The sequence below is a fragment of the Streptomyces sp. NPDC021224 genome, assembly GCF_044332905.1.
GTDB lineage: Bacteria > Actinomycetota > Actinomycetes > Streptomycetales > Streptomycetaceae > Actinacidiphila.
On the sequence record NZ_JBIRPW010000011.1, the window covers coordinates 114894 to 140103 of the forward strand.

The 25210-nt window shown below is 72.7% G+C and carries 22 protein-coding genes; 15 read left to right on the forward strand and 7 right to left on the reverse strand.

All coding sequences use genetic code 11. The annotated features are described in order from the left end of the window. Position 1 precedes the first annotated feature (1 nt). Positions 2-1624, forward strand: a complete 1623-nt coding sequence (locus ACH4PY_RS25680; protein ID WP_398187347.1) for a protein kinase — start codon at positions 2-4, stop codon at positions 1622-1624. Here ACH4PY_RS25680 and ACH4PY_RS25685 read toward each other — a convergent pair. The 3 genes from ACH4PY_RS25685 to ACH4PY_RS25695 form a co-directional block, all read right to left on the reverse strand. Beyond that, positions 1605-1967 (reverse strand): hypothetical protein, encoded by a 363-nt coding sequence (locus ACH4PY_RS25685; RefSeq protein ID WP_398187350.1) that lies wholly within the window; start codon positions 1965-1967, stop codon positions 1605-1607. The genes ACH4PY_RS25680 and ACH4PY_RS25685 overlap by 20 nt on opposite strands. 185 nt (positions 1968-2152) lie before the next feature. Further along, on the reverse strand, positions 2153-2809 hold the full coding sequence (locus ACH4PY_RS25690; protein WP_398187353.1) for an MBL fold metallo-hydrolase: 657 nt from the start codon (positions 2807-2809) through the stop codon (positions 2153-2155). Positions 2810-2813: 4 nt separating this feature from the next. Beyond that, positions 2814-3548 carry a maleylpyruvate isomerase family mycothiol-dependent enzyme gene (locus ACH4PY_RS25695; RefSeq protein WP_398187356.1) on the reverse strand — a complete coding sequence of 245 codons (735 nt, stop codon included), beginning with the start codon at positions 3546-3548 and terminating at the stop codon, positions 2814-2816. Between the two features lie 278 nt (positions 3549-3826). Here ACH4PY_RS25695 and uvrA point away from each other — a divergent pair, with 278 nt between their 5' ends. The 11 genes from uvrA to ACH4PY_RS25750 all read left to right on the forward strand — a co-directional run bounded on the left by uvrA (position 3827) and on the right by ACH4PY_RS25750 (position 16762). Continuing rightward, positions 3827-6847 carry an excinuclease ABC subunit UvrA gene (gene uvrA / locus ACH4PY_RS25700; protein WP_398187360.1) on the forward strand — a complete coding sequence of 1007 codons (3021 nt, stop codon included), beginning with the start codon at positions 3827-3829 and terminating at the stop codon, positions 6845-6847. Continuing rightward, positions 6847-7278 (forward strand): Rieske (2Fe-2S) protein, encoded by a 432-nt coding sequence (locus tag ACH4PY_RS25705; protein WP_398187363.1) that lies wholly within the window; start codon positions 6847-6849, stop codon positions 7276-7278. The genes uvrA and ACH4PY_RS25705 overlap by 1 nt, the downstream gene beginning before the upstream one ends. Before the next feature lie 96 nt (positions 7279-7374). Next, a complete protein-coding gene (gene uvrC / locus ACH4PY_RS25710; RefSeq protein WP_398187366.1) occupies positions 7375-9501 on the forward strand; it encodes an excinuclease ABC subunit UvrC in 2127 nt (708 codons plus the stop codon). 104 nt (positions 9502-9605) lie between these two features. Continuing rightward, the gene (gene rapZ / locus ACH4PY_RS25715; RefSeq protein WP_398187647.1) at positions 9606-10508 is read left to right on the forward strand and encodes an RNase adapter RapZ; all 903 of its coding nucleotides are present in this window, start codon (positions 9606-9608) and stop codon (positions 10506-10508) included. 2 nt (positions 10509-10510) lie between these two features. Further along, positions 10511-11527, forward strand: coding sequence for a uridine diphosphate-N-acetylglucosamine-binding protein YvcK (gene yvcK, locus ACH4PY_RS25720; RefSeq protein ID WP_398187369.1), 1017 nt, complete (start codon positions 10511-10513; stop codon positions 11525-11527). Then, entirely contained in the window at positions 11518-12495 is a 978-nt protein-coding gene (whiA, locus tag ACH4PY_RS25725; protein ID WP_398187372.1) for a DNA-binding protein WhiA, read from the forward strand. Before yvcK ends, whiA begins: the two co-directional genes overlap by 10 nt. 201 nt (positions 12496-12696) lie before the next feature. Beyond that, the gene (gene gap, locus ACH4PY_RS25730) at positions 12697-13701 is read left to right on the forward strand and encodes a type I glyceraldehyde-3-phosphate dehydrogenase (protein ID WP_398187375.1); all 1005 of its coding nucleotides are present in this window, start codon (positions 12697-12699) and stop codon (positions 13699-13701) included. A gap of 191 nt (positions 13702-13892) precedes the next feature. Beyond that, positions 13893-15107, forward strand: coding sequence for a phosphoglycerate kinase (locus ACH4PY_RS25735; protein WP_398187378.1), 1215 nt, complete (start codon positions 13893-13895; stop codon positions 15105-15107). 31 nt (positions 15108-15138) lie between these two features. Continuing rightward, entirely contained in the window at positions 15139-15894 is a 756-nt protein-coding gene (tpiA, locus tag ACH4PY_RS25740) for a triose-phosphate isomerase (protein WP_398187650.1), read from the forward strand. A gap of 99 nt (positions 15895-15993) precedes the next feature. Next, positions 15994-16227 (forward strand): preprotein translocase subunit SecG, encoded by a 234-nt coding sequence (secG, locus tag ACH4PY_RS25745; RefSeq protein ID WP_031521006.1) that lies wholly within the window; start codon positions 15994-15996, stop codon positions 16225-16227. Positions 16228-16426: 199 nt separating this feature from the next. After that, the gene (locus ACH4PY_RS25750; protein ID WP_078862516.1) at positions 16427-16762 is read left to right on the forward strand and encodes an RNA polymerase-binding protein RbpA; all 336 of its coding nucleotides are present in this window, start codon (positions 16427-16429) and stop codon (positions 16760-16762) included. Between the two features lie 50 nt (positions 16763-16812). On the opposite strand, the gene ACH4PY_RS25755 is transcribed toward ACH4PY_RS25750, so the two are convergent. Further along, the gene (locus ACH4PY_RS25755; RefSeq protein ID WP_398187383.1) at positions 16813-17700 is read right to left on the reverse strand and encodes a MurR/RpiR family transcriptional regulator; all 888 of its coding nucleotides are present in this window, start codon (positions 17698-17700) and stop codon (positions 16813-16815) included. A 163-nt stretch (positions 17701-17863) separates the two neighbouring features. Between ACH4PY_RS25755 and ACH4PY_RS25760 the strand changes: the two genes are divergently transcribed. The 3 genes from ACH4PY_RS25760 to pgi all read left to right on the forward strand — a co-directional run bounded on the left by ACH4PY_RS25760 (position 17864) and on the right by pgi (position 21739). Beyond that, positions 17864-19009: a BadF/BadG/BcrA/BcrD ATPase family protein gene (locus ACH4PY_RS25760; protein ID WP_398187386.1), complete on the forward strand. Its 1146-nt coding sequence runs from the start codon at positions 17864-17866 to the stop codon at positions 19007-19009. A 186-nt stretch (positions 19010-19195) separates the two neighbouring features. Continuing rightward, the gene (locus tag ACH4PY_RS25765; protein ID WP_398187389.1) at positions 19196-19960 is read left to right on the forward strand and encodes a sugar isomerase domain-containing protein; all 765 of its coding nucleotides are present in this window, start codon (positions 19196-19198) and stop codon (positions 19958-19960) included. Between the two features lie 111 nt (positions 19961-20071). Beyond that, positions 20072-21739, forward strand: coding sequence for a glucose-6-phosphate isomerase (gene pgi, locus ACH4PY_RS25770; RefSeq protein WP_398187392.1), 1668 nt, complete (start codon positions 20072-20074; stop codon positions 21737-21739). 112 nt (positions 21740-21851) lie between these two features. On the opposite strand, the gene pgl is transcribed toward pgi, so the two are convergent. From pgl to zwf, 3 genes are read right to left on the reverse strand one after another with little or no spacing between them, the layout of a single operon-like run. Then, positions 21852-22571 (reverse strand): 6-phosphogluconolactonase, encoded by a 720-nt coding sequence (pgl, locus tag ACH4PY_RS25775; RefSeq protein WP_398187653.1) that lies wholly within the window; start codon positions 22569-22571, stop codon positions 21852-21854. Between the two features lie 38 nt (positions 22572-22609). Next, positions 22610-23662 carry a glucose-6-phosphate dehydrogenase assembly protein OpcA gene (opcA, locus tag ACH4PY_RS25780; RefSeq protein WP_398187395.1) on the reverse strand — a complete coding sequence of 351 codons (1053 nt, stop codon included), beginning with the start codon at positions 23660-23662 and terminating at the stop codon, positions 22610-22612. Then, entirely contained in the window at positions 23659-25209 is a 1551-nt protein-coding gene (gene zwf, locus ACH4PY_RS25785; RefSeq protein ID WP_398187398.1) for a glucose-6-phosphate dehydrogenase, read from the reverse strand. Before zwf ends, opcA begins: the two co-directional genes overlap by 4 nt. Between the last annotated feature and the right edge of the window lies 1 nt (position 25210).

Consider the following 25210-nt stretch of genomic DNA (forward strand, 5'->3'; position numbering starts at 1 on the left):
CATGCACCAGCACCCCACCGACGTCCCCCGGGGCTACTGGATCGGCGACTGGACCGTCACCGGCCTCATCGGCTCCGGCAGTTGGGGCAGCGTCTACACCGCCGAGGGCCCGGACGGCACCCCGGTCGCCGTCAAACTCCTCGGCACCGCCCTGCTCACCCCCGGCCAGCAGGCCTCGATGGCCGACCTGGTCCGCCGCGAGGTGCGCTTCAGCCTGGCCGCACGCCACCCGCACCTGATCCGCACCCGCGAAGCCGTCATCGTCCACGACCCGGCCCACCCCGCGCTCGACGGCTGCACCGCCCTGGTCATGGACCGCGCCACCGGCAGCGTCCAGGACCTCCTCGACGCGACCGGCCCCCCGCCGCCCGCGCCCGCGCCGCCCGCGCCCGCGCCGCCCGTGCCCCCGCCCGCAGGCCCCCGCGTGGACGCCCACCGGATCCTGCGCGGCGTGGCCGACGGGCTCGCCTACCTGCACGGGCTGGGCTGGCTGCACGGTGACCTCAAGCCCGCCAACATCCTGCTCGGCCCGCGCGGCGAGGTGTGGCTCGCCGACTTCGGCCTGACCGCCGAACTGGACGGCACCCACGCCTACGTCCCGCCCATGGGCACCCTCGACCACCTGCCCCCGGAATGGTGGTCCGCCCGCACCGGCAGCCAGGGCACCGCCGTCCGGCCCAGCGCCGACATCTGGGCCTACGGCGTGCTCGCCCACGAGGTGCTGTGCGGCGGACTGCACCCCTTCCCCGGCGCCACCGCCCGCGCCCGCGCGCTGGCCGCCCAGTCCTACGCCCGCGGCGCGGCGCCGCTGCGGCTCGACTCCTCCCTTCCCGACGGCTGGCGCCGCCTCGTCACCGACTGCCTGGCCCCCGACCACGCCCGCCGCGCCGGTCTGACCGCCACCCTGCTCACCGAGCGCGTCACCGCGCTGACCGCCGGACCCGCCCCCGCCCCCGGCCGGACCGCACCGCCCCGCCCGGCCCGGCGCCGGATCCGGCGGGCCGCCGCCGCGGCGAGCGGGCTGCTCCTCGCCTCGGGCGCCGCCGCCGGACTGCTGTCGGCGGAGCACGGCCACTCCGCCCACGCCCCCGCGGCCCGGCCGGACGGCACCCGCGCGGCGCCGGCCGCCCCCCTCGCCGACGCGCTGCCCGCCGGCTCCGACGTCCCTGTCACCCTGCGCCCCGCGATCGACCAGGCCACCCGGCTGTGCGTGCAGCCCGAAGTGACCCCCGCCCTGGTCGCCGCGATGCTCAAGGCGGAGAGCGGCTTCGACGTCCACGCCCGCCGGCCGGCCACCGACGAGTACGGGGTGGCGATGTGGACGCCCCGGGTCTTCGCCTCCTGGGCCGTCGACGGCGACCTCGACGGCACCAAGGACTACATGTCGCCGCCGGACGCCATCGCGACCATGGGCGTGTACCTGTGCTGGATCGACCAGCAGCTCAAGCAGCGCGGTATGCGCGGCGATCTCCCCTCGTGGATCGCCGCTTCCTACCGCACCAGCGTCCGGACCGTCCTCGACGCGGGAGGGGTGCCCGCCCGGCTGCGGCCGTACGTCGACAAGGTCCGCCGCTTCATGGCCGACTACGCACCGCGCGCCGCCGCTACGGGCGGTCCAGGGTGATGGAGTTGACCGGGGTGAGGTCGGCGCGCACCCCGGTCTGCGGGGCGATGTCATAGGTGCAGTTCGCCCCGTCGTAGCCGAGGCACAGATGGGCGTGGGCGCCGCCCGTCTGGTTGTTGAGCACCCAGTGCCAGCCGAGCTGGTTGCTCAGGTTGTGGGCGCCGTAGCTGTAGTAGACGGCCGTCGGCGTCTGCGCCGGGGCGTCCTTGCCGTAGACGCACACGGCCCCGGAGGGGCAGCCGTCCCACGAGTCGCCCGCGGGCTGCGCCTGGGCGATGCCGCCCGTCGCGGCCACGCCCGCCGCGAACACCAGGGCCGTGATCGCCTTCGTGATCTTCCGCATGATGTGCTCCTTCTCCGATGGCTGGTCCGTCCAGCCATCAGAAAAGTAGCCACCGTCGAGCACGCTCCGCTCCTGACAGATGACAGGGTGTAGTGGGAGCCGTTTCGTGCTTCCCGTCCCGCACGCCCGCCCGCGGTAACGGGAAGGCGGGAAGGGCGCGGATCAGGCGCGGCGGCCGCCCGGGGTCACCAGCCGCGCTCGCGCCACTCCGCCAGGTGCGGACGCTCGGCGCCGAGCGTGGTGTCGTTGCCGTGCCCGGGGTAGACCCAGGCCTCGTCCGGCAGCGGGCCGAAGACCTTCTCCGTCACGTCGTCGAGGAGCGAGGTGAAGGCCACCGCGTCCCCGAAGGTGTTGCCGACGCCGCCGGGGAAGAGGCAGTCGCCGGTGAAGACGTGCGGGTGGCCGTGCGGGTCGTCGTAGACCAGCGCGATGCTGCCCGGGGTGTGGCCCACGATGTGGCGCGCGGTCAGGGTGATCCGGCCGACCGTCACCGTGTCGCCGTCGTCCACGAGCACGTCGGTCGGGACCGGGATGCCGGCCGCGTCCTCCCGGCCCGCGTAGGTACGCGCCCCGGTCGCGTCCACGACCTCGCGCAGCGCCTGCCAGTGGTCCTGGTGGCGGTGGGTGGTCACCACCGAGGTGAGGCCGTCCTCGCCGACCAGGTTCAGCAGTGTCGCGGGCTCCGCGGCCGCGTCGATCAGCAGCTGCTCGCCGGTCGCCCGGCAGCGCAGCAGATATGCGTTGTTCTCCATCGCGCCGACCGCGACCTTGCTGATGATGAGGTCGGTCAGTTCGTGCGCGTCGGCGGGTCCGCCCACCGTCACCTGTCCGCTGTAGGCCATGGCGTCAGCCTAGCGGTGGCAGCACCGGCAGGGCGTGTCCGGCGGGGCTCACGTCGAGCTTCTCACCGGTGCCGCGCCCGCTGACCCACGCCAGCAGCGCGCGGGCCGGGCCCGCCACCGTCAGCTCCGGCTCCGCGGCGGCGCCCAGGTCCCACGTGGCGCCGGAGCCGGTGTCGCGCAGCCGTACCGCGGCCACCCCCTCGTGCGCCGCGAGCCGGTCGACGACATAGGCCAGCTCGCGGTCGGCGAAGTCGGCGGGCAGGTCGTCCGTGCCGGGGCCGGCGTCCAGGTCGACGTGGTGCATCCGCACCTCCACCAGCCGCAGCCAGGGCACCTCGGCCGCCGCGACGACCCGGCCCGAGCGCATCGTGACCTGCGCCGCCCAGCCGGCCGGGGGCATCCCGGCGGCGGCCGCGGCGAACCGGTCGGCCGATGCGCGCAGGTCGGCGAGCTGCTCCTCGGGGTTCCTGGCGGCGCCCGCCTCGATGTCGCGGTCGCGGGTGGCGGCGTCGGCGTACATCGGGGTCTCCTCGCCCGTCCGCGCCCATGTGAGCAGGTTCACCAGCGCGTCGGCGTTGCGGGCGACGTGGGCCAGGACGTGGCCGCGGGTCCAGCCGGGCAGCAGCGAGGGCCGCGCGAGGTCCTCCGCGGACAGCCCGGCGGCGGTGTCGAGCAGCTCGGAGGTGGCCGCGGCCACCTCGGCCGCATCGCGCTCGGGTGCGGGTCGTTGGACGGTCACGGGCGCTCCAGGGGGTCGGCGTCGTCGGGCGGCGTTGTCAGTGGTGTCGTGCAGGCTTGGGGTACGGCATCAGGTTTCCGTATGCCCCGGGGAGCGGGCGGCGATGTCCGCCACACGATCGGGTGAACCTGCCGGCACGAGCCCGTAAATCGAATGCACGTGCTATATGGTCGGTGTGTCGCAACCTCCGCGACAGGAAGAAATGCCGTGGGCTCCCCGTTTAGGCTGACTGGGGGGTGACGACTCTCCCCCCGTTTCTAGGAAAGGTGCGCACTGGCGTGGCCGATCGACTCATCGTCCGTGGCGCTCGCGAGCACAACCTGAAGAACGTCTCGCTGGAGCTGCCCCGGGACTCGCTCATCGTGTTCACCGGGCTGTCCGGCTCCGGCAAGTCCTCGCTCGCCTTCGACACGATCTTCGCCGAGGGCCAGCGCCGCTACGTGGAGTCACTGTCGTCCTACGCCCGGCAGTTCCTCGGCCAGATGGACAAGCCCGACGTCGACTTCATCGAGGGCCTGTCACCGGCCGTCTCGATCGACCAGAAGTCGACGTCGCGCAACCCGCGGTCCACCGTCGGCACCATCACCGAGGTCTACGACTACCTCCGGCTGCTCTTCGCCCGGATCGGCAAGCCGCACTGCCCCGAGTGCGGGCGCCCGATCTCCCGGCAGTCGCCGCAGGCGATCGTCGACAAGGTGCTGGAGCTGGAGGAGGGCAGCCGCTTCCAGGTGCTCTCCCCGCTGGTACGCGAGCGCAAGGGCGAGTTCGTCGACCTCTTCGGCGATCTGCAGACCAAGGGCTACAGCCGGGCCCGGGTGGACGGCACGACCGTCCAGCTGACCGACCCGCCGAAGCTGAAGAAGCAGGAGAAGCACACCATCGAGGTGGTCGTCGACCGTCTCACGGTCAAGGACTCCGCCAAGCGCCGGCTCACCGACTCCGTGGAGACGGCCCTCGGCCTGTCCGGCGGCATGGTCATCCTGGACTTCGTCGACCTGCCGGAGGACGACCCGCAGCGCGAGCGGATGTTCTCCGAGCACCTGTACTGCCCGTACGACGACCTGTCCTTCGAGGAGCTGGAGCCGCGCTCCTTCTCCTTCAACTCGCCCTTCGGCGCCTGCCCCGACTGCACCGGCATCGGCTCCCGTATGGAGGTCGACCCGGAGCTGGTCGTCCCGGACGACCAGAAGACGCTCCAGGAAGGCGCCATCGCGCCCTGGACCGGCGGCATGTCCAAGGGCTACTTCGAGCGCCTGGTCGACGGACTGGCCTCCGAGCTGGGCTTCCGCACCGACATCCCGTTCGCCGGGCTGCCCGCGCGCGCCAAGAAGGCGCTGCTCCACGGCCACAAGTCGGAGATCCGCGTCGCGTACAAGAACCGGTACGGCCGCGAGCGCGCCTACAACGCGCATTTCGAGGGCGCCATCCCGTTCGTCAAGCGCCGCCACCAGGACTCCGAGAGCGACTCCAGCCGGGAGCGCTTCGAGGGCTACATGCGCGAGGTGCCCTGCCCGACCTGCCAGGGCAGCCGGCTCAAGCCCATCGTGCTGGCCGTCACCGTGCAGGACAGGTCCATCGCCGACGTCTCGGCGATGTCGATCAGCGACTGCGCGGACTTCCTCGGCGCCATGAAGCTCGACGCGCGCGACCGCAAGATCGCCGAGCGGGTACTCAAGGAGGTCAACGAGCGGCTGCGCTTCCTGGTCGACGTCGGCCTGGACTACCTCTCGCTCAACCGCGCGGCCGGCACCCTGTCCGGCGGCGAGGCACAGCGCATCCGGCTCGCCACCCAGATCGGCTCCGGCCTGGTCGGCGTGCTCTACGTGCTGGACGAGCCGTCCATCGGCCTGCACCAGCGCGACAACCACCGGCTGATCGAGACCCTGGTCCGGCTGCGCGACCTGGGCAACACGCTCATCGTCGTGGAGCACGACGAGGACACCATCAAGACCGCCGACTGGGTCGTCGACATCGGCCCCGGCGCCGGTGAGCACGGCGGCAAGGTCGTCCACTCCGGCTCCCTCAAGGAGCTGCTGGGCAACGACGAGTCGCTCACCGGGCAGTACCTGGCGGGCAAGCGGGTCATCCCGACGCCCGACGTGCGCCGCCCGATCGACCGCAAGCGGCAGCTGACGGTGCACGGCGCGCGCGAGCACAACCTCCAGGACATCGACGTGTCCTTCCCGCTCGGTGTGCTCACCGCCGTCACGGGCGTGTCCGGCTCCGGCAAGTCCACGCTGGTCAACGACATCCTCTACACCCACCTGGCGCGCGAGCTGAACGGCGCGCGCAGCGTCCCCGGCCGCCACACCCGGGTCGACGGCGACGACCAGGTGGACAAGGTCGTGCATGTGGACCAGTCGCCCATCGGCCGCACCCCGCGGTCCAACCCGGCGACGTACACCGGGGTGTTCGACCACGTCAGGCGGCTGTTCGCGGAGACGATGGAGGCGAAGGTGCGCGGCTACCTGCCGGGCCGCTTCTCCTTCAACGTCAAGGGCGGCCGCTGCGAGAACTGCGCGGGCGACGGCACCATCAAGATCGAGATGAACTTCCTGCCGGACGTGTACGTGCCCTGCGAGGTCTGCCACGGCGCGCGCTACAACCGGGAGACCCTGGAGGTGCACTACAAGGGCAAGTCCATCGCCGAGGTGCTGGACATGCCCATCGAGGAGGCGCTGGACTTCTTCGAGGCGGTACCGGCCATCGCCCGCCACCTGCGCACCCTCAACGACGTCGGTCTCGGCTACGTCCGGCTCGGCCAGTCCGCGCCGACGCTGTCCGGCGGTGAGGCGCAGCGCGTCAAGCTCGCCTCCGAGCTGCAGAAGCGCTCCACCGGCCGTACGGTCTACGTCCTGGACGAGCCCACCACCGGCCTGCACTTCGAGGACATCAGCAAGCTCATCAAGGTGCTCTCCGGACTGGTCGACAAGGGCAACTCGGTGGTCGTCATCGAGCACAACCTGGACGTCATCAAGACGGCCGACTGGGTCATCGACATGGGCCCCGAGGGCGGCAGCGGCGGTGGCCTGGTCATCGCCGAGGGCACCCCCGAGCAGGTCGCCGCCGTCCCGGCCAGCCACACCGGCAAGTTCCTGCGGGACGTGCTGGGCGCCGACCGGGTCAGCGACGCAGCGGTGCCCCAGCCCAGGAAGCGCGCCGCGGCCAAGAGCACGGCGGCCAAGGGTGCAGCGGCCAAGAGCACGGCGGCCAAGGGCACGGCCGCGAAGAGCACCGCCGCCAAGTCCACGGCGGCGAAGAAGGCTCCCGCGGCCCGCAAGAGGGCGGCCAAGGCCTGATGAGCACCGGACAGCCGCCGCCCTGCCGCCGTACGGTCCTGCGCGGGGCGGCCCTCGCCGGGGCCGCCGGCGCGGCTGGTATCGGCCTGGCGGCGTGCGGTGGCAAGACCGGCTCCGCCTCCGGGCCCACCACGCCGGTGGCGCTCGGCCCGTCCGGTGACGTACCGGTCGGCGGCGCCAAGCTCTACCGGGAGGACCGGGTGGTGGTCTCGCAGCCGCAGCAGGGCACCTTCAAGGCGTTCAGCGCGGTGTGCACGCACGCGGGCTGCGTGGTGGACCGGGTGGAGGGCACGACGGTGTCCTGCCCCTGCCACGGCAGCCAGTTCGACGCAGAGACCGGGGCCGTGGTCCAGGGCCCGGCGACCAGACCGCTGCCCGCCGTCCATCTGACGGTGGCGGGCGGCACGATCACCGCGGGACCCGCGAGCTGACCGGCGGTCCGGCCCGCTCCCGGAATCCGGATCGCACGGTTCCGGGAGCCCGAGCCTGACCCCGGTCTGCGGCATCCCGCCAGTAGGGTGGGAGCCATGGCAGACCCCAGCAGCTACCGACCGAAGCCGGGCCAGATCCCCGACTCTCCCGGGGTCTACAAATTCCGGGACGAGCACGGCCAGGTGATCTACGTCGGCAAGGCGAAGAGCCTGCGCCAGCGGCTGTCCTCGTACTTCCAGGACATCACCAACCTGCACCAGCGCACCGCCACCATGGTCACCACGGCGGCGTCGGTGGAGTGGACGGTCGTCTCCACCGAGGTGGAGGCGCTGCAGCTCGAATACTCCTGGATCAAGGAGTTCGACCCGCGCTTCAACGTCAAATACCGTGACGACAAGAGCTATCCGTCGCTCGCCGTCACCATGAACGAGGACTTCCCGCGCGTCCAGGTCATGCGCGGACCCAAGCGCAAGGGTGTGCGCTACTTCGGCCCGTACGCGCACGCGTGGGCGATCCGCGAGACCGTGGACCTGCTGCTGCGGGTCTTCCCCGTCCGCACCTGCTCCGCCGGGGTGTTCAAGCGCTCCGCGCAGATCGGCCGGCCCTGCCTGCTCGGCTACATCGGCAAGTGCTCCGCGCCCTGCGTCGGCCGGATCAGCCCCGCCGAGCACCGCGAACTGGCCGAGGAGTTCTGCGACTTCATGGCCGGCCACACCGGCACGTACACCCGCCGGCTGGAGCAGCGGATGAAGGACGCCGCCGCGGAGATGGAGTACGAGCAGGCGGCCCGGCTGCGCGACGACCTGGAGGCGCTGCGGCGCGCCATGGAGAAGAACGCGGTCGTGCTCGCCGACGCCACCGACGCCGACCTGATCGCCGTCGCCGAGGACGACCTGGAAGCGGCCGTGCAGATCTTCCACGTCCGCGGCGGCCGGGTGCGCGGCCAGCGCGGCTGGGTCACCGACAAGGTCGAGGCGGTCGACACCGCGGATCTGGTCGAGCACGCCCTCCAGCAGCTCTACGGCGAGGAGAGCGGTGACGCGAGCCGGTCAGGCGGCAGCGGCGGCGTGCCCAAGGAGGTGCTGGTCCCGGTGCTGCCGAGCCCCGTGGAGCCGCTGGCCCAGTGGCTCGCCGACCGGCGCGGCTCGCATGTGAGCCTGCGGATCCCGCAGCGCGGCGACAAGAAGGACCTGATGACCACCGTGCAGCGCAACGCGCAGCAGGCGCTGGCACTGCACAAGACCCGGCGCGCCTCGGACCTGACCACCCGGTCGCGCGCGCTGGAGGAGATCGCCGCGGCGCTGGACCTGGACACCGCGCCGCTGCGCATCGAGTGCTACGACATCAGCCACCTCCAGGGTGAGGACGTGGTGGCCTCGATGGTGGTCTTCGAGGACGGGCTCGCCCGCAAGAGCGAGTACCGCCGCTTCCAGATCAAGTCCTTCGCGGGACAGGACGACGTCCGCTCCATGCACGAGGTGATCTCCCGGCGTTTCCGCCGCTACCTCCAGGAGCGGCAGAAGACCGGCGAGTGGGAGCCCGACCAGCCGCAGGACGCGGACGCGGCGGCGAACGGCGAGCCGGACGCAGCGGAAGGGCACCCCGAGGGCGGCGGCGAGCAGCCCGCCGGGCCCATCGACCCGGACACCGGCCGCCCGCGCAAGTTCGCCTACCCGCCGCAGCTCGTCGTCGTCGACGGCGGCAAGCCGCAGGTCGCCGCCGCCCGCCGGGCGCTGGACGAGCTGGGCATAGCCGACGTCTTCGTGTGCGGCCTGGCCAAGCGCCTGGAGGAGGTCTGGGTCCCGGACGACGAGGACCCGGTCATCCTGCCGCGCAGCAGCGAGGGCCTCTACCTGCTCCAGCGGGTCCGTGACGAGGCCCACCGCTTCGCCATCACCTACCAGCGCAGCAAGCGCACCAAGACGCTCAAGGCCGGCGCCCTCGACCAGGTGCCGGGTCTGGGCGAGACCCGCAAGCAGGCGCTGCTGAAGCACTTCGGGTCGCTCAAGCGGCTGCGCGCGGCAACGGTGGAGGAGATCTGCCAGGTCCCGGGGATCGGCCGCCGTACGGCGGAGACGGTCGCCGGGGCGCTGGCGACCGCGGCCCCGGCCGCACCCGCGGTGAACACCGCGACCGGAGAGATCATCGAAGACGACGGCGGCCCGGCCGACGGCACCCAACCGGTGCCGTCCGGGCGCGACCCACGGGGGAAGAGCACATGAGCGAGCAGGACGCAGAGCAGGACGCAGAGCGGGAAACCGGCCAGGAAACGGACAAGGAAACCGACCAGGGCCCCGAGCTGGGCCCCGAGAAGGACGCAGCGCGTATGACCAGCACCGCACCGGGCGAGGCCGGCCAGCCGGCCCAGGCGATCCCGGAACTGGTGATCATCTCCGGGATGTCCGGAGCCGGCCGCAGCACCGCGGCCAAGTGCCTGGAGGACCTGGGCTGGTTCGTGGTGGACAACCTGCCGCCCGCCCTCATCCCGACCATGGTGGACCTCGGCGCCCGCTCGCAGGGCAACGTGGCGCGGATCGCGGTCGTCGTGGACGTCCGCGGCCGGCAGTTCTTCGACAACCTCCGCGAGTCGCTCGCCGACCTGGAGACCAAGCACGTCAAGCGCCGGGTGATCTTCCTGGAGGCCTCCGACGAGGCGCTCGTGCGGCGCTTCGAGTCGGTGCGCCGCCCGCACCCGCTGCAGGGCCAGGGACGCATCGTGGACGGCATCAACGCCGAGCGCGACCTGCTGCGCGAGCTGCGCGGCGACGCCGACCTGGTGGTCGACACCTCCAGCCTCAACGTGCACGAACTGCGCGCGAAGCTCGACGCGCAGTTCGCCGGTGAGGAGGAGCAGGAACTCCGGGCCACCGTGATGTCGTTCGGATTCAAGTACGGCCTGCCCGTCGACGCCGACCTGGTGGTGGACTGCCGCTTCCTGCCGAACCCGCACTGGGTGCCGGAGCTGCGGCCCTTCACCGGGCTCAACGACGAGGTGGCGACGTATGTGTTCAACCAGCCGGGCGCCAAGGAGTTCCTCGACCGCTACGCCGAGCTGCTGCACATCATCGCCGCCGGTTACCGGCGTGAGGGCAAGCGGTACGTGACGATCGCGGTGGGCTGCACGGGCGGCAAGCACCGCAGCGTGGCGATGTCGGAACGGCTGGCCCAACGGCTGGCGGCGGACGGAGTGGAGACGGTGACGGTGCATCGGGACATGGGGCGCGAGTGATCATGGCGGGGCGGCGGTACGGCCGCCGCACCGGGCGCAACGCGGCGGGCCGACGCGGCGTGCCGCCCAAGGTGGTGGCGCTCGGCGGCGGCCACGGGCTGGCCGCCTCGCTCGCCGCGCTGCGCAGGATCACCGGCGATCTGACGGCCGTCGTCACGGTCGCCGACGACGGCGGCTCCAGCGGGCGGCTGCGCAGCGAGATGGGCGTCCTGCCGCCCGGCGACCTGCGCAAGGCGCTGGCCGCGCTGTGCGGCGACGACGAATGGGGCAGGACCTGGTCGCAGGTTGTCCAGCACCGCTTCGTCAGCGGCGGCGACCTGCACGGCCACGCGGTCGGCAACCTGCTGATCGTCGCCCTGTGGGAGCAGCTGGACGACGAGGTCGCCGCGCTGGAGTGGGTCGGCCGGCTGCTGGGCGCGCACGGCAGGGTGCTGCCGATGTCCGCCGTCCCGCTCGACCTGCACGCGACCGTACGCGGCCACGACCCGGCCGCGCCCGACGCGATCAGCACCGTCCGCGGACAGGCCACCGTCGCCCTGACCCCCGGCGAGGTGCAGGAGGTCATGGTCGTGCCGGCCGACCCGCCGGCCGTACCGGAGGCCGTGCAGGCGGTACTTGACGCCGACTGGGTGGTGCTCGGGCCCGGCTCCTGGTTCTCCTCGGTCATCCCGCACCTGCTGGTGCCGGAACTGGCGGACGCCCTGATGACGACCCGTGCCCGGCGGGTGCTCACACTCAACCTGGCACCGCAGCCCGGCGAGACCCCAGGATTTTCTCCGCAGCGTCACTTGGAGGTTTTGGGGCGACACGCCCCTAAACTCACCATCGACGTGGTTCTCGCCGACGAGGCCGCCGTGCCCGACCGTGACAGCCTCGACGAGGCCGCGCTGCGGTTGGGCGGCACGGTCCACCTGGCCCCGGTCGCCGCCCCCGACGGGCCGCGGCACGACCCGGAGTTGTTGGCCGCCGCGTATGACCGGATTTTTCGTATGCGTGGAAGGATCGGCCCATGGCGATGACGGCAGCGGTGAAGGACGAGATCTCCCGGCTTCCCGTCACCCGGACCTGCTGCCGCAAGGCGGAGGTGTCGTCGATCCTGCGCTTCGCCGGAGGACTCCACCTGGTGAGCGGCCGGATCGTGATCGAGGCCGAACTCGACACCGGGATCGCGGCGCGGCGGCTGCGCAAGGACATCCTGGAGATCTTCGGCCACTCCTCCGACCTGGTCGTGATGGCGCCCGGCGGGCTGCGCCGCGGCAGCCGGTACGTCGTCCGGGTCGTCGCAGGCGGTGACCAGCTCGCCCGGCAGACGGGCCTGGTGGACGGCCGCGGGCGCCCCATCCGCGGGCTGCCCCCGCAGGTCGTCTCCGGCGCCACTTGCGACGCGGAGGCCGCGTGGCGCGGGGCCTTCCTGGCGCACGGCTCGCTCACCGAGCCCGGCCGCTCCTCCTCGCTGGAGGTCACCTGCCCCGGCCCCGAGGCCGCGCTCGCCCTGGTCGGCGCCGCCCGCCGGCTGCAGATCCCGGCGAAGGCCCGCGAGGTGCGCAACGTCGACCGCGTCGTCGTACGCGACGGTGACGCGATCGGCGCGCTGCTGACCCGGCTCGGCGCCCACGACTCCGTCCTGGCCTGGGAGGAGCGCCGGATGCGGCGCGAGGTGCGGGCCACGGCGAACCGGCTCGCCAACTTCGACGACGCGAATCTGCGCAGGTCCGCGCGGGCGGCGGTGGCGGCGGGCGCGCGGGTCGCGCGGGCCCTGGAGATCCTCGGCGAGGAGGTCCCCGAGCACCTCGCCGCCGCGGGCCGGCTGCGGATGGACCACAAGCAGGCGTCGCTGGAGGAGCTGGGCTCTCTCGCGGAGCCGCCGCTCACCAAGGACGCGGTGGCCGGCCGGATCCGCCGCCTGCTCGCGATGGCGGACAAGCGCGCCTCCGACCTGGGCCTGCCGGGCACGGAGGCCAGCCTCACCGACGAGATGGTCGGCTGATCTCACCTGCCGGGCAGGGCCCGTGCCCCCCGGGGGCGCGGCCGCACGCGGGACGCGCCCCCCGCGGGAGCGGAAAACGCTCGGCCCGGGATGGGCAATGTCACTCGCGCGACACGGGCGAGGTAGGGTCGGACGTGGTCGGGGACATCCCATATTTCGCAGCCGGAACGGATTCCGGCGACTGAGCGAGGAGATCGGTTCGTGACGATCCGGGTAGGCATCAACGGCTTTGGCCGCATCGGTCGTAACTTCTTCCGCGCCGTCCTGGAGCAGGGCGCGGACATCGAGATCGTGGCTGTCAACGACCTGGGTGACACCGCGACCACGGCACACCTGCTGAAGTACGACACCATCCTGGGCCGCCTCAAGGCCGAGGTGACCCACACCGCCGACTCCATCACGGTGGACGGCCAGACCATCAAGGTGCTCGCCGAGCGCGACCCGGCCGCGCTGAACTGGGGCGAGCTGGGCGTCGACATCGTCGTCGAGTCGACCGGCATCTTCACCAAGGCCGCCGACGCCGGCAAGCACCTGGCCGGCGGTGCCAAGAAGGTCATCATCTCGGCGCCCGCCTCCGACGAGGACATCACGATCGTGATGGGCGTCAACCAGGACCAGTACGACCCCGCCAACCACAACATCATCTCCAACGCGTCCTGCACGACGAACTGTGTGGCGCCGATGGCGAAGGTGCTGCTGGAGAACTTCGGCATCGTCAAGGGCCTGATGACCACGGTCCACGCGTACACCAACGACCAGCGGATCCTGGACTTCCCGCACAAGGACCTGCGGCGCGCCCGCGCGGCGGCGGAGAACATCATCCCGACCACCACGGGCGCCGCGAAGGCCACCGCGCTGGTCATCCCGCAGCTCAAGGGCAAGCTGGACGGCATCGCCATGCGCGTGCCGGTCCCGACCGGCTCGGTCACCGACCTGGTCGTCGACCTGGAGCGCGAGGTCACCAAGGACGAGGTCAACGCCGCCTTCCAGAAGGCCGCCGAGGGCCAGCTCAAGGGCATCCTGGAGTACACCGAGGACGCGATCGTGTCCTCGGACATCGTCAACTGGCCGGCCTCCTGCACCTTCGACTCCTCGCTGACCATGGCGCAGGGCAAGACGGTCAAGGTCATCGGCTGGTACGACAACGAGTGGGGCTACTCCAACCGCCTGGTGGACCTGACGGTCTTCGTCGGCGGCCAGCTCTGACCTGCCGCACGGCAGCAGCAGACGGCACAGCCGACACGGCACCGCGGATGTGAGGGACAGGGTCCGGCCGGGCGCGACGGAGCGCCCGCGCCGGGCCCTGTCGCCGTGCGGTGCCCCCCGCAAGCAGACAGGGCAGACCCAGGCAGACCCGGCCGAGCGGCCGGGCCGGCAGACCGGAGTGACCGCAGAAGATGAAGACGATCGACGACCTCATCGGCGAGGGGCGGGTGGCGGGCAAGCGGGTCTTCGTCCGCGCCGACCTGAACGTGCCGCTCGCGGGCGAGACCATCACCGACGACGGCCGGATCCGCGCCGCCGTACCGACCATCACCAAGCTCGCCGAGGCCGGCGCGCGGGTGATCGTCGCCTCCCACCTGGGCCGTCCCAAGGGCGCGCCCGACCCGCAGTTCTCGCTCGCGCCGGTGGCGAAGCGGCTCGGTGAGCTGCTGGGCAAGGACGTGTCGTTCGCCACCGACACCGTCGGCGACAGCGCGACCGCCACCGTGGAAGGCCTGGCCGACGGGCAGGTCGCGCTGCTGGAGAACCTGCGCTTCAACGCGGGCGAGACCAGCAAGGACGACGCCGAGCGCGGCGCGTTCGCCGACCAGCTCGCGGCGCTCGCCGACACCTACGTCGGCGACGGCTTCGGCGCCGTGCACCGCAAGCACGCCTCGGTCTACGACCTGCCGGCCCGGCTGCCGCACGCCGCCGGCGGGCTGATCGCCACCGAGGTCGGTGTGCTCAAGAAGCTCACCGAGGACGTCGCGCGGCCGTACGCGGTCGTGCTGGGCGGCTCGAAGGTGTCCGACAAGCTCGGGGTCATCGACCACCTGCTGGAGAAGGCCGACCGCATCCTGGTCGGCGGCGGCATGGTCTTCACCTTCCTCAAGGCCCAGGGCCACGAGGTCGGCAGCAGCCTGCTCCAGGAGGACCAGATCCCCGTGGTGCAGGACTACCTGGCGCGGGCGAAGGCCAAGGGCGTGGAGTTCGTGCTGCCCGTCGACGTCGTCGGCAGCCCCGAGTTCCCCGACCTGAAGGCCAAGACGCCGAGCGACCCGGTCACCGTGCCGGTCGACGGCATCCCGGCCGACCTGATCGGCCTGGACATCGGCCCGGAGTCGCGCAAGCTCTTCGCGGCCAAGCTCGCGGACACCGCCACCGTCTTCTGGAACGGCCCGATGGGCGTCTTCGAGCACCCGGACTACGCCGAGGGGACCCGCGCGGTGGCCCAGGCCCTCATCGACTCCCCGGCCTTCACGGTCGTCGGCGGCGGCGACTCGGCCGCGGCCGTCCGCATCCTGGGCTTCGACGAGTCGGCTTTCGGCCACATTTCCACGGGTGGCGGCGCGAGCCTGGAATACCTGGAAGGCAAGACCCTGCCGGGGCTTGCAGCACTGGAGGACTGACGACGTGACCGAGCAGAGCCGCACCCCGCTCATGGCGGGCAACTGGAAGATGAACCTCAACCACCTGGAGGCCATCGCACACCTCCAGAAGCTCGCCTTCGGGCTCACCGACAAGGACCTGGACGCCGTCGAGGTCGCCGTGCTCGTCCCCTTCACCGACCTGCGCTCGGTGCAGACGCTGGCCGAGGGCGACCGGCTGCGGATCAAGTACGGCGCGCAGGACCTGTCGGCGCACGACTCCGGTGCGTACACCGGTGAGGTCTCCGGGCCGATGCTGTCCAAGCTCAAGTGCACCTTCGTGGTCATCGGCCACTCCGAGCGGCGGCAGTACCACGGCGAGGCCGAGGAGATCGTCAACGCCAAGGTCAAGGCCGCCTACCGCAACGGGATCACGCCGATCCTGTGCGTCGGCGAGGGCCTGGACGTCCGCAAGGCCGGACAGCAGGTGCCGCACACCCTGGCGCAGCTGGACGGCGCGCTGAAGGACATCAGCGCCGAGCAGGCCGCGTCGATCGTGGTCGCCTACGAGCCGGTCTGGGCGATCGGCACCGGCGAGGTCGCGACCCCCGAGGACGCGCAGGAGGTCTGCGGCGCGATCCGGGCGCGGCTGGCGGAGCTGTACGACCAGCCGACCGCGGACGCGATCCGCATCCAGTACGGCGGCTCGGTCAAGGCGGGCAACGTCGCCGCGATCATGGCGCAGCCGGACGTCGACGGGGCGCTCGTCGGCGGTGCCGCGCTGGACGCGGACGAGTTCGTGAAGATCGTCCGCTTCCGCGACCAGTGAGGTCCGCGGCACTGTGAAGTACCCTGGCGGGGCCGAACCGGGAATCCACGCGGCTCGGCCCCGTGCCGTTGTCCTGTAGTCGAGAGAGTTGGTCCAGCCGTGGAAATCGGGTTCTCCATCGCCCTCATCATCCTCAGCCTGCTGCTTCTGCTGCTGGTGCTGATGCACAAGGGGAAGGGCGGCGGCCTGTCGGACATGTTCGGCGGCGGCATGCAGTCCTCCGTCGGTGGTTCGTCCGTGGCCGAGCGCAACCTCGACCGGATCACCGTCGTCATCGGCCTGCTGTGGTTCGCGTGCATCGTCGTCCTCGGTTTGGTCATGAAGTACAAGTAGGACCGGCCCGCGTTCGACGGCACCCGACGCCCCCCGCTGCGACTCCCGCCCGTCCACAGGGAACTGACGCCTCGTCGCCCCTGCGGCTTACTATGAGGGAACGCCTTCGGGGGGCGGTCGTGTGCCTGCCACTGGACGGCACGTAAGGTCCCCGTAAACTGGCGAACCTCGCAGCACCATCACGCAGGGAGTTACGACCGTGGCAAGTGGCAACGCGATCCGTGGCAGTCGGGTCGGAGCGGGGCCGATGGGAGAGGCCGAGCGCGGCGAGTCCGCGCCGCGTCTCCGCATCTCCTTCTGGTGCTCCAACGGGCACGAGACCCAGCCGAGCTTCGCCAGCGACGCGCAGATCCCCGACACCTGGGACTGCCCCCGGTGCGGCTTCCCCGCCGGGCAGGACGAGGAGAATCCGCCGGCCCCGCCGCGTACGGAGCCGTACAAGACCCACCTCGCCTACGTGCGCGAGCGGCGTTCGGCCGCCGACGGCGAGGCGATCCTCGCCGAGGCGCTCGCGAAGCTCCGCGGCGAGATCTGACACCGCCGCCGCGGGCCCGCCCGCGGGGCGGCGGCACGCGCCGCGGGCCGTCAGCGGCGGCGCGGCCGGCCGGCGGCGTGCGCGTCGGCGATGTGGGCCGTCAGCGCGATGGACGCGGTCGCGCGCTCGTAGGTGAGCTGCGCGACGCGCGCGTACAGGCAGTCCACGATCAGCAGCACCGAGTGCCGGGTGCCGAAGTTGCCGCGCCGGAAGCTGGTCTCGCCGGAGAAGGACGTCAGCGCGACGTCCGCCGCCTGCGCCACCGGTGAGCGCGGGTCGCCGGTCACCGCGACGGTGAAGGCCCCGCGGTCGGCGGCCAGCCGCAGCGGCTCCAGCACCTCCCGGGTCGTCCCCGAGTGGGAGACGGCGAGCGCGGTGTCGGCGGGCGTCAGCAGCGCCGCGGAGGTCTCCGCGCTGTGCACCTCCGTCCAGGCGTGGGCCGCGCAGCCGATGCCGAAGAGCCGGGCCTGCGCCTCGCGCGCCACGATCCCGGAGCCCCCGACGCCGTAGACGTCGATCCTGCGGGCCCTGGAGAGGGACTGGGCGGCCCTTTCGAGTCCTTCCCGGTCCAGGTGGTCGGCGGTGTGCTGCATAGCCCGCAGATCCGCCTGTGCGACCACGGCTATCACATGCTCCAGGTCGTCGTCCGGCCCGATGCGCGGGCCCAGCGCGGCCTGCCGGGCGCCCCCGTCCCCCTCCGGCGCCGCCTGGCTGCGGCCCTGCTCCTGCGCCAGCTCGATCAGCAGCTGCTGGTAGGACTCCAGGCCCAGCGCGCGGCAGAACCGCGTCACGGTGGCCTGCGAGGTCCCGGTACGGCGCCCCAGCTCGGCCGCCGAGCCGTGCCCGGCCGCCGCCGGGTCGGCCAGCACCGCCTCGCCGACCTTGCGCAGCGAGTCGGACATCCGGGGGAGCTCGGAGCGGATCAGTGCGGTGATCATGGCTGCGCCTTTCTCGGTCCTGGCCGCCCCGGTCGCGGTGCGGTACGCCCGCGGCGGGCTTCCGGACCGCCGCGGGCGCGCGCCGCCCCCGGGCCCCGCGGTCCCGGCGCGTCCGCGGCCCGGGGCTTGTGCGCGGTGAATCCGTCAACCACCATGCGTGGCGATGAACGAAATCTACAACCGGCGGCTCGTCGTCGGGATCGACGCGGGCGGTACCCGCATCCGGGCCGCGCTCGCGGCGGCCGAGCCGGACGGCGCGCTCCTCGGCACCGGCTCGGGCGGACCCGGCAACGCGCTCAGCGTCGGCCGGGCCGAGCTCACCGCGCACCTGGCCGCGGCCCTGGCGCAGGCCGTGCCGCCCGCGGCGCGCGCCCGGGTCGGCGCGGTCCACGGCGGCTTCGCGGGCGCCGCCCCCGGGCTCGGCCCCGAACGCGGCCACGGCCTGGTGCTCACGTGCCTCGGCGACGCCTTCGCGGCCCTCGGCATGGCACCGGACGCGGTGGAGGTCGGCGGCGACACCGAGGTCGCGCTCGCGGCCGCGCCGGGCGCCCCGCGCGACGGCTTGGTGCTCATCGCGGGCACGGGCGCGGTCGCCGCCCGCGTCACCGCGGGGCAGCGCGCGCTGGTCGCCGACGGCCACGGCTGGCTGCTCGGCGACGAGGGCAGCGGCTTCTGGCTCGGCGCCCAGGCCGTCCGCGCCACGCTGGCCGCCCTGGACGGCCGCGGCCCGGCCACCTCGCTGGTCCCGGCGGTGCTGGCGCACTACGGGGTACCCGCGGCCTCCGGCCCGGGGGTACGGCCGGAGGCCGCGGCCGGGTCGCCGCCCGCCGCGGCCTCCGGGGACAGCGCGCTGGGTGCGGGGATCGCGTACGGCGGTGCGGGCCGCCCGGCGTACGGCGGTCCGGGCGGCCGCCCGGCAGCCGGGACGCGGGATCTCGCCGTGCCCGTGGGGGGAGCCCCCGGGGGGCCGGCCGCGCAGGCGGTCGCGGAAGGGCTCGTCGTGCGGGCGTACGAGGCGGCGCCGGTCGAGCTGGCGCTGCTCAGTCCGCTGGTCGTCAGCGCGGCGGGGGAGGGGGACGCGGTGGCCGCGGGGCTGCTGGCGCGGGCCGCGGAGCTGCTGGCCGGGAGCGTACGGGCGCTGCGGCCGCGGGCGGGGGAGCCGCTGGTGCTCAGCGGCGGGCTGCTCGGGCCCGGCGGCCCGCTGGTGGGGCGGGTGGGCGCGCTGCTGGCGGGCACCGGGGTGCGGGTCTTCCCGGTGTCCGACGGTGTGGTCGGCGCGGTGGCGCTGGCCCGGCTGCTGCGCTCTTGACGGCCGCGCCCGGTTGGTTGTTCCATCATGGAGGCACATCTTCGGTTCGTTGAGCCGAAGATCGCAACGGCGCAGGACCGCGCGGCCGCCGCGGTCCGCGCGGTCGTACGCCGTACGGAGAACCACCGCACATACCCGCACACACCCGCAGGCAACCGCACGTACCGCACGCAAAGGGGTCCGGCCATGGCCGAAGCACAGATCAGCGCCGCCACGTTCGCCGACGCAGGCCGGGACGCGGTCGAGCGGGCCATCGAGGCCAACAAGGACTCGGTCGCCGCCGCCGGGCGGCTGTTCGCCGACTGCGTCGCCGCCGACGGCGTGATCCACGGCTTCGGTACCGGCCACTCGCAGGCCACCGTGCTGGAGATCGTCGGCCGCGCGGGCGGCCTCATCCCCACCAACCGGATCGGCCTGTCCGACCTGGTGCTGCGCGGCGGCGACGACCGCTCGGTGCTCGCCGACCCGCTGCTGGAGCGCTCCCCGGGCCTGGCCAAGCGGCTGTACGAGCTGGCGACCCCGCGCCCGCAGGACCTGTTCGTCATCGTCTCCAACTCGGGCGTCAACAACTCCGTCGTCGACATGGCCCTGCACGTCAAGGAGGCCGGCCACAAGCTGGTCGCGCTCACCTCGCTCACCCACACCCGCGCCGTGCCCGCCCTGCACCCGTCGGGGCGCCGGCTCGCCGACATCGCCGACGCCGTCCTCGACAACTGCGCCCCCGCCGGTGACGCGCTGCTGCCGCTGCCCGACGGCGGCGCCCTGTGCGGGGTGTCCACCATCACCTCGGCGCTGCTGGTCCAGATGGTCGTCGCGGAGGCGGTGGGCCTGCTGGTCGCCGAGGGCGCGACCGCGCCCGTCTACATCTCGGCGAACCTGCCCGGCGGCTTCGAGCGCAACGCAGGTCTGGAGGAGCACTACGCCGGACGGATCCACCGCGGCGGTTTCTGAGCACCTCTTCTGAGGCAGGGTCACCGCAGGCCGCACCGGGTGCCGGGCCCGCGTTCCGCCGCGTCATCAACTAGCGTTGATCCCGCAGCGAGGACGAGGAGAAGTGGACTGATGTCCGAAACCAACGCGCAGGACGGCACGAGCCGCATCCGTCTCGACCAGCGACCGGAGTGGCACGCGCTCGCCAAGCACCGCGACGAGACGGCGGGCACCCACCTGCGGGACCTGTTCGACGCCGACCCCGGCCGGGCCGAGCGCTACACCCTCCAGGTCGGAGACCTCCATCTGGACTACTCCAAGCACCTGGTGACCGACGAGACGCTGGCGCTGCTGCGCGAACTGGCCGCGGCGACCGGCGTGCCGGAGCTGCGGGACGCGATGTTCCGCGGCGCGAAGATCAACACCACCGAGGACCGCGCGGTGCTGCACACCGCGCTGCGCGCCCCGCAGTCCGCCACGATCGAGGTCGACGGCCACAACGTCGTCCCCGCCGTGCACGCGGTCCTCCTCAAGATGGGTGTCTTCGCCGACCGCATCCGCTCCGGCGAGTGGACCGGCCACACCGGCAAGCGGATCCGCAACATCGTCAACATCGGCATCGGCGGCTCCGACCTCGGCCCGGCCATGGCCTACGAGGTGCTGCGCGCCTACACCGACCGCGACATGACCGTGCGGTTCGTCTCCAACGTCGACGGCGCCGACCTGCACGAGGCCGTACGCGACCTGGACGCGGCCGAGACGCTCTTCATCATCGCGTCCAAGACCTTCACCACGATCGAGACCATCACCAACGCCACCTCCGCCCGCACCTGGCTGCTCGCCCAGCTCGGCGCCGGGGACGACGCGGTCGCCCAGCACTTCGTCGCGCTGTCGACGAACGCGGAGAAGGTCACCGAGTTCGGCATCAACCCGGACAACATGTTCGAGTTCTGGGACTGGGTCGGCGGCCGCTACTCCTACGACTCGGCCATCGGCCTGTCCCTCATGGTCGCGATCGGCCCGGACGCCTTCCGCGAGATGCTGGCCGGCTTCCACCTGGTCGACGAGCACTTCAGGACCGCCCCGCCGGAGCGCAACGCCCCGCTGCTGCTCGGCCTGCTCGGCGTCTGGTACGGCGGCTTCCACGACGCGCAGTCGCACGCGGTGCTGCCCTACAGCCACTACCTGACGAAGTTCACCGCCTACCTCCAGCAGCTGGACATGGAGTCCAACGGCAAGTCCGTCGACCGCGACGGCAAGCCGGTGAACTGGCAGACCGGCCCCGTCGTATGGGGCACGCCCGGCACCAACGGCCAGCACGCCTACTACCAGCTGCTGCACCAGGGCACGAAGCTGATCCCCGCGGACTTCATCGGCTTCGCCCGTCCCCTCACCGAACTCGGCCCGCTCACCGCCCAGCACGACCTGCTGATGGCCAACTTCTTCGCCCAGACCCAGGCGCTGGCCTTCGGCAAGACCCCGGACGAGGTCCGCGCGGAGGGCGTCGCCGAGGAACTGGTCCCGCACAAGACCTTCCGCGGCAACCACCCGACGACGACGATCCTCGCCACCGAGCTGACGCCGTCGGTGCTGGGGCAGCTCGTCGCGCTGTACGAGCACAAGGTGTTCGTGCAGGGGGCGATCTGGAACATCGACTCGTTCGACCAGTGGGGCGTCGAACTCGGCAAGGTCCTCGCGAAGCGGATCGAGCCCGCTCTGGTGGAAGGAGCCGAGGTGCCCGGCCTGGACGCCAGTACGTCCCACCTGGTGGCCAGGTACCGCGAGCTGCGGGGCCGCTGACCCCTGCGGGGGGCCTGGGCCCGAAGGGGCGCGTGGGGGCTCCTCCCAGGCGGAGCCTGGGAGGAGCCCCCACGCGCCCCTGAAAACGCTCACCCGGCGCGAAGCGCCAAGGTCACATGCGGGGCGGCAGCTTCGCCGCCGCTTCGGTGTCCAGTAGCCACAGTGTGCTGGTCAGGCCCCGCGCGGCCGAGGCGGGGGCCCGGGACTCGCCCGGCTCGGACAGCGCGAGGGCGACCGCCTCCGCCTTGTCCGCGCCCGCGGCGAGCAGCCAGACCTCCTGGGCCGCCCGGATCGCCGGGAGCGTCAAGGAGATCCGCAGCGGCGGCGGCTTCGGCGAGCCGTGGACGCCGACCACCGTGCGGACGTCCTCGCGGACCGCGGGGTGTTCCGGGAAGAGGGACGCCACATGGGTGTCCGGTCCGACGCCGAGCATCAGCACGTCGAAGGCCGGCACCCGGGTGTGGCTCTCCGGGCCCGCCGCGGCGGCCAGCTCGGCCGCGTAGGCCCCGGCCGCCGCTTCGAGGTCGGAGCCGTACGGGCCGTCCGAGGGCGCCATCGGGTGGACCCTGGCGGGGTCCAGCGGGACCGCGTCCAGCAGCACCGCGGCCTGGGTGACGTTGCGCTCCGGGTCGCCGTCCGGCAGGAAGCGCTCGTCGCCCCACCACACGTCGAGCCGCGCCCAGTCCACCGCGTCACGCGCGGGGGACTGGGCGAGGGCCGCGAGCAGCGCGTTGCCGTTGCGCCCGCCCGTCAGCACCACCGAGGCGGTGCCGCGGGCGGCCTGCGCGTCCACGATCCGGGTGACGAGCCGGGCCGCGACGGCCTCGGCCATCAGCTCCTTGTCGCGGTGGACGACGACCTGCGGAGTGCTCACTTCGAGTTCGCCGCCTTGCCGGATCCGGCGGCCGGGGCCGCCTTCTTCGCCGCCGACGGGGTCGCGCCGGACGCGCCCTTGGCGGCCGTACCGGTCTCCTTGCCGCCCTTGGCGGAGGCCCCGGCGCCCACGAGGTGCTTGACGCCGAAGTCCACCGTCGCGCGGTATATGTCGTCCGGGTCGAGCCGGCGCAGCTCCTCGGCGATCAGCTCCGAGGTCTCCCGCCGCTTGAGCGCCACGTGCCGGTCCGGCTGGCCCGGCACCGACAGCTCGGCGAGCCGTCCGTCGGCGCGGTCCAGGCAGATGTCGCCGGCCTCGGTGAACAGGTGCACCCCGGTGATGCCGGGCCCGTCCGAGACCTTGCGCTCGACCTCGACGCCCAGCCGGTCGGCGAGCCACAGCGCGAGCAGTTCGGTGCTCGCGTTGTACGCCTCGCCCTCGACGGCCGCCGAGACGATCCGGGCGTGCTTCTGGTCCAGCGCCGCCGCCAGCATGGAGCGCCACGGCGTGAGCCGCGTCCAGGCCAGGTCGGTGTCACCGGGGGTGTAGCCCTCGGCGCGCAGGGTCAGCGAGCCGACCGGGTCCTCCGCGGAGGCCGCGTCGGTGATCCGCCGCTGGGCGAGCCGCCCCAGCGGATCCTTGCCGGGGTTCTCCGGCGCCTGGTCGGGCCACCAGCACACCACGGGGGCGTCCGGCAGCAGCAGCGGCAGCACGACGGACTCGGCGTGGTTGGCCAGCTCGCCGTGCATGCGCAGCACGACGGTCTCGCCGGTGCCGGCCTCGTCGCCCACGACCACCTCGGCGTCGAGGCGGGCGCCCGCCCGCTCCCGGGGGGAGCGGCCGGGGCGCTTGATGACGGCGAGGATGCGCGAGGGGTGCTCGCGCGAGGCCTCGTGCGCCGCCCGCAGCGCGTCGTACGCGCTGCCCTCGTCGGTGACGATGACCAGCGTCAGCACCATGCCCACCGCGGGGGTGCCGCTGGCGTGCCGGGCGTCGATCAGTCCGGAGTTGATGCGTGCGGACGTGGTGTCCGTGAGGTCGATCTTCATGGCCGGCGCCAGCTCCTGCCGTCTCGTGCGAGCATCTCGTCCGCCTCGGCCGGGCCCCAGGTGCCCGCCGCGTACTGCGCGGGCTTGCCGTGCTTGTCCCAGTACGCCTCGACCGGGTCGAGGATGTTCCAGGACAGCTCCACTTCCTGGTGCCGCGGGAAGAGGTTGGCGTCGCCGAGCAGCACGTCGAGGATGAGCCGCTCGTACGCCTCCGGGCTGGACTCGGTGAAGGACTCGCCGTACGCGAAGTCCATCGTCACGTCCCGCACCTCGGTGGAGGTGCCCGGCACCTTGGAGCCGAACCGCACCGTGACGCCCTCGTCCGGCTGGACCCGGATGACCAGGGCGTTCTGCCCCAGCTCCTCGGTCGCCCCGGTCTCGAACGGCAGGTACGGCGCGCGCTTGAAGATCACCGCGATCTCGGTGACCCGGCGGCCCAGCCGCTTGCCGGTGCGCAGGTAGAACGGCACCCCGGCCCAGCGGCGGTTGTTGATGGTCAGCTTGATCGCGGCGAAGGTGTCGGTCTTGGACTTGGGGTCGATCCCGTCCTCCTCCAGGTAGCCGAGCACCTCCTCGCCACCCTGCCAGGCGTGCGCGTACTGCCCGCGCACGGTGTGCTTGCCGAGGTCCTCGGGCAGCTCGACCGCGCCCAGCACCTTGAGCTTCTCCGCCGTGAGCGCCTTGGGGTGGAAGGAGCCGGGCTCCTCCATCGCGGTGAGCGCCAGCAGTTGGAGCAGGTGGTTCTGGATGACGTCGCGGGCCGCGCCGATGCCGTCGTAGTACCCGGCACGGCCGCCGATGCCGATGTCCTCGGCCATCGTGATCTGGACGTGGTCGACGTAGGACCGGTTCCAGATCGGCTCGTACATGGTGTTGGCGAAGCGCAGCGCCAGGATGTTCTGGACCGTCTCCTTGCCCAGGTAGTGGTCGATCCGGAAGACCTCGTTGGGCGGGAAGACGTCGTGCACGATCCGGTTGAGCTCCTGCGCGCTCGCCAGGTCGTGGCCGAACGGCTTCTCGATGACGGCGCGCCGCCACGAGTCGCCGGTGCCCTGCGACAGACCGTGCTTCTTGAGCTGCTGCACCACGTTCGGGAAGAACTTCGGCGGCACGGAGAGGTAGAAGGCGAAGTTGCCGCCCGTACCGCGTGCCTTGTCCAGCTCCTCGATCGTGGACTTCAGCGTCTCGAAGGCGGTGTCGTCGTCGAAGTCGCCCTGCACGAACCGGCAGCCCTCGGCCAGCTGCTGCCAGACCTCCTCGCGGAAGGGCGTGCGCGCGTGCTCCTTGACGGCGTCGTGCACCTCCTGCGCGAAGTCCTCGTTCTCCCACTGACGGCGGGCGAAGCCGACGAGCGCGAAGCCCGGCGGCAGCAGCCCGCGGTTGGCGAGGTCGTACACCGCCGGCATCAGCTTCTTGCGCGACAGGTCACCCGTCACGCCGAAGATGACCAGGCCGGAGGGACCGGCGATGCGGGGCAGCCGCCGGTCCAGCGGGTCGCGCAGCGGGTTGTCGGCGCGCGAGCCGTCCTCATCGGTCGCAGTGGTCACC

Bases quoted from the DNA above. Each gene is read 5' to 3' on its own strand.
- ACH4PY_RS25685 (WP_398187350.1), bottom strand. From the start codon at position 1,967: ATGCGGAAGATCACGAAGGCGATCACGGCCCTGGTGTTCGCGGCGGGC.
- rapZ (WP_398187647.1), top strand. From the start codon at position 9,606: ATGACCAGCACCGCACCGGGCGAGGCCGGCCAGCCGGCCCAGGCGATC.
- ACH4PY_RS25760 (WP_398187386.1), top strand. From the start codon at position 17,864: ATGAACGAAATCTACAACCGGCGGCTCGTCGTCGGGATCGACGCGGGC.
- ACH4PY_RS25765 (WP_398187389.1), top strand. From the start codon at position 19,196: ATGGCCGAAGCACAGATCAGCGCCGCCACGTTCGCCGACGCAGGCCGG.
- whiA (WP_398187372.1), top strand. From the start codon at position 11,518: ATGGCGATGACGGCAGCGGTGAAGGACGAGATCTCCCGGCTTCCCGTC.
- ACH4PY_RS25690 (WP_398187353.1), bottom strand. From the start codon at position 2,809: ATGGCCTACAGCGGACAGGTGACGGTGGGCGGACCCGCCGACGCGCAC.
- pgi (WP_398187392.1), top strand. From the start codon at position 20,072: ATGTCCGAAACCAACGCGCAGGACGGCACGAGCCGCATCCGTCTCGAC.
- yvcK (WP_398187369.1), top strand. From the start codon at position 10,511: ATGGCGGGGCGGCGGTACGGCCGCCGCACCGGGCGCAACGCGGCGGGC.
- ACH4PY_RS25755 (WP_398187383.1), bottom strand. From the start codon at position 17,700: ATGATCACCGCACTGATCCGCTCCGAGCTCCCCCGGATGTCCGACTCG.
- opcA (WP_398187395.1), bottom strand. From the start codon at position 23,662: ATGAAGATCGACCTCACGGACACCACGTCCGCACGCATCAACTCCGGA.
- ACH4PY_RS25735 (WP_398187378.1), top strand. From the start codon at position 13,893: ATGAAGACGATCGACGACCTCATCGGCGAGGGGCGGGTGGCGGGCAAG.
- tpiA (WP_398187650.1), top strand. From the start codon at position 15,139: ATGGCGGGCAACTGGAAGATGAACCTCAACCACCTGGAGGCCATCGCA.
- uvrC (WP_398187366.1), top strand. From the start codon at position 7,375: ATGGCAGACCCCAGCAGCTACCGACCGAAGCCGGGCCAGATCCCCGAC.
- pgl (WP_398187653.1), bottom strand. From the start codon at position 22,571: ATGGCCGAGGCCGTCGCGGCCCGGCTCGTCACCCGGATCGTGGACGCG.
- ACH4PY_RS25705 (WP_398187363.1), top strand. From the start codon at position 6,847: ATGAGCACCGGACAGCCGCCGCCCTGCCGCCGTACGGTCCTGCGCGGG.
- ACH4PY_RS25680 (WP_398187347.1), top strand. From the start codon at position 2: ATGCACCAGCACCCCACCGACGTCCCCCGGGGCTACTGGATCGGCGAC.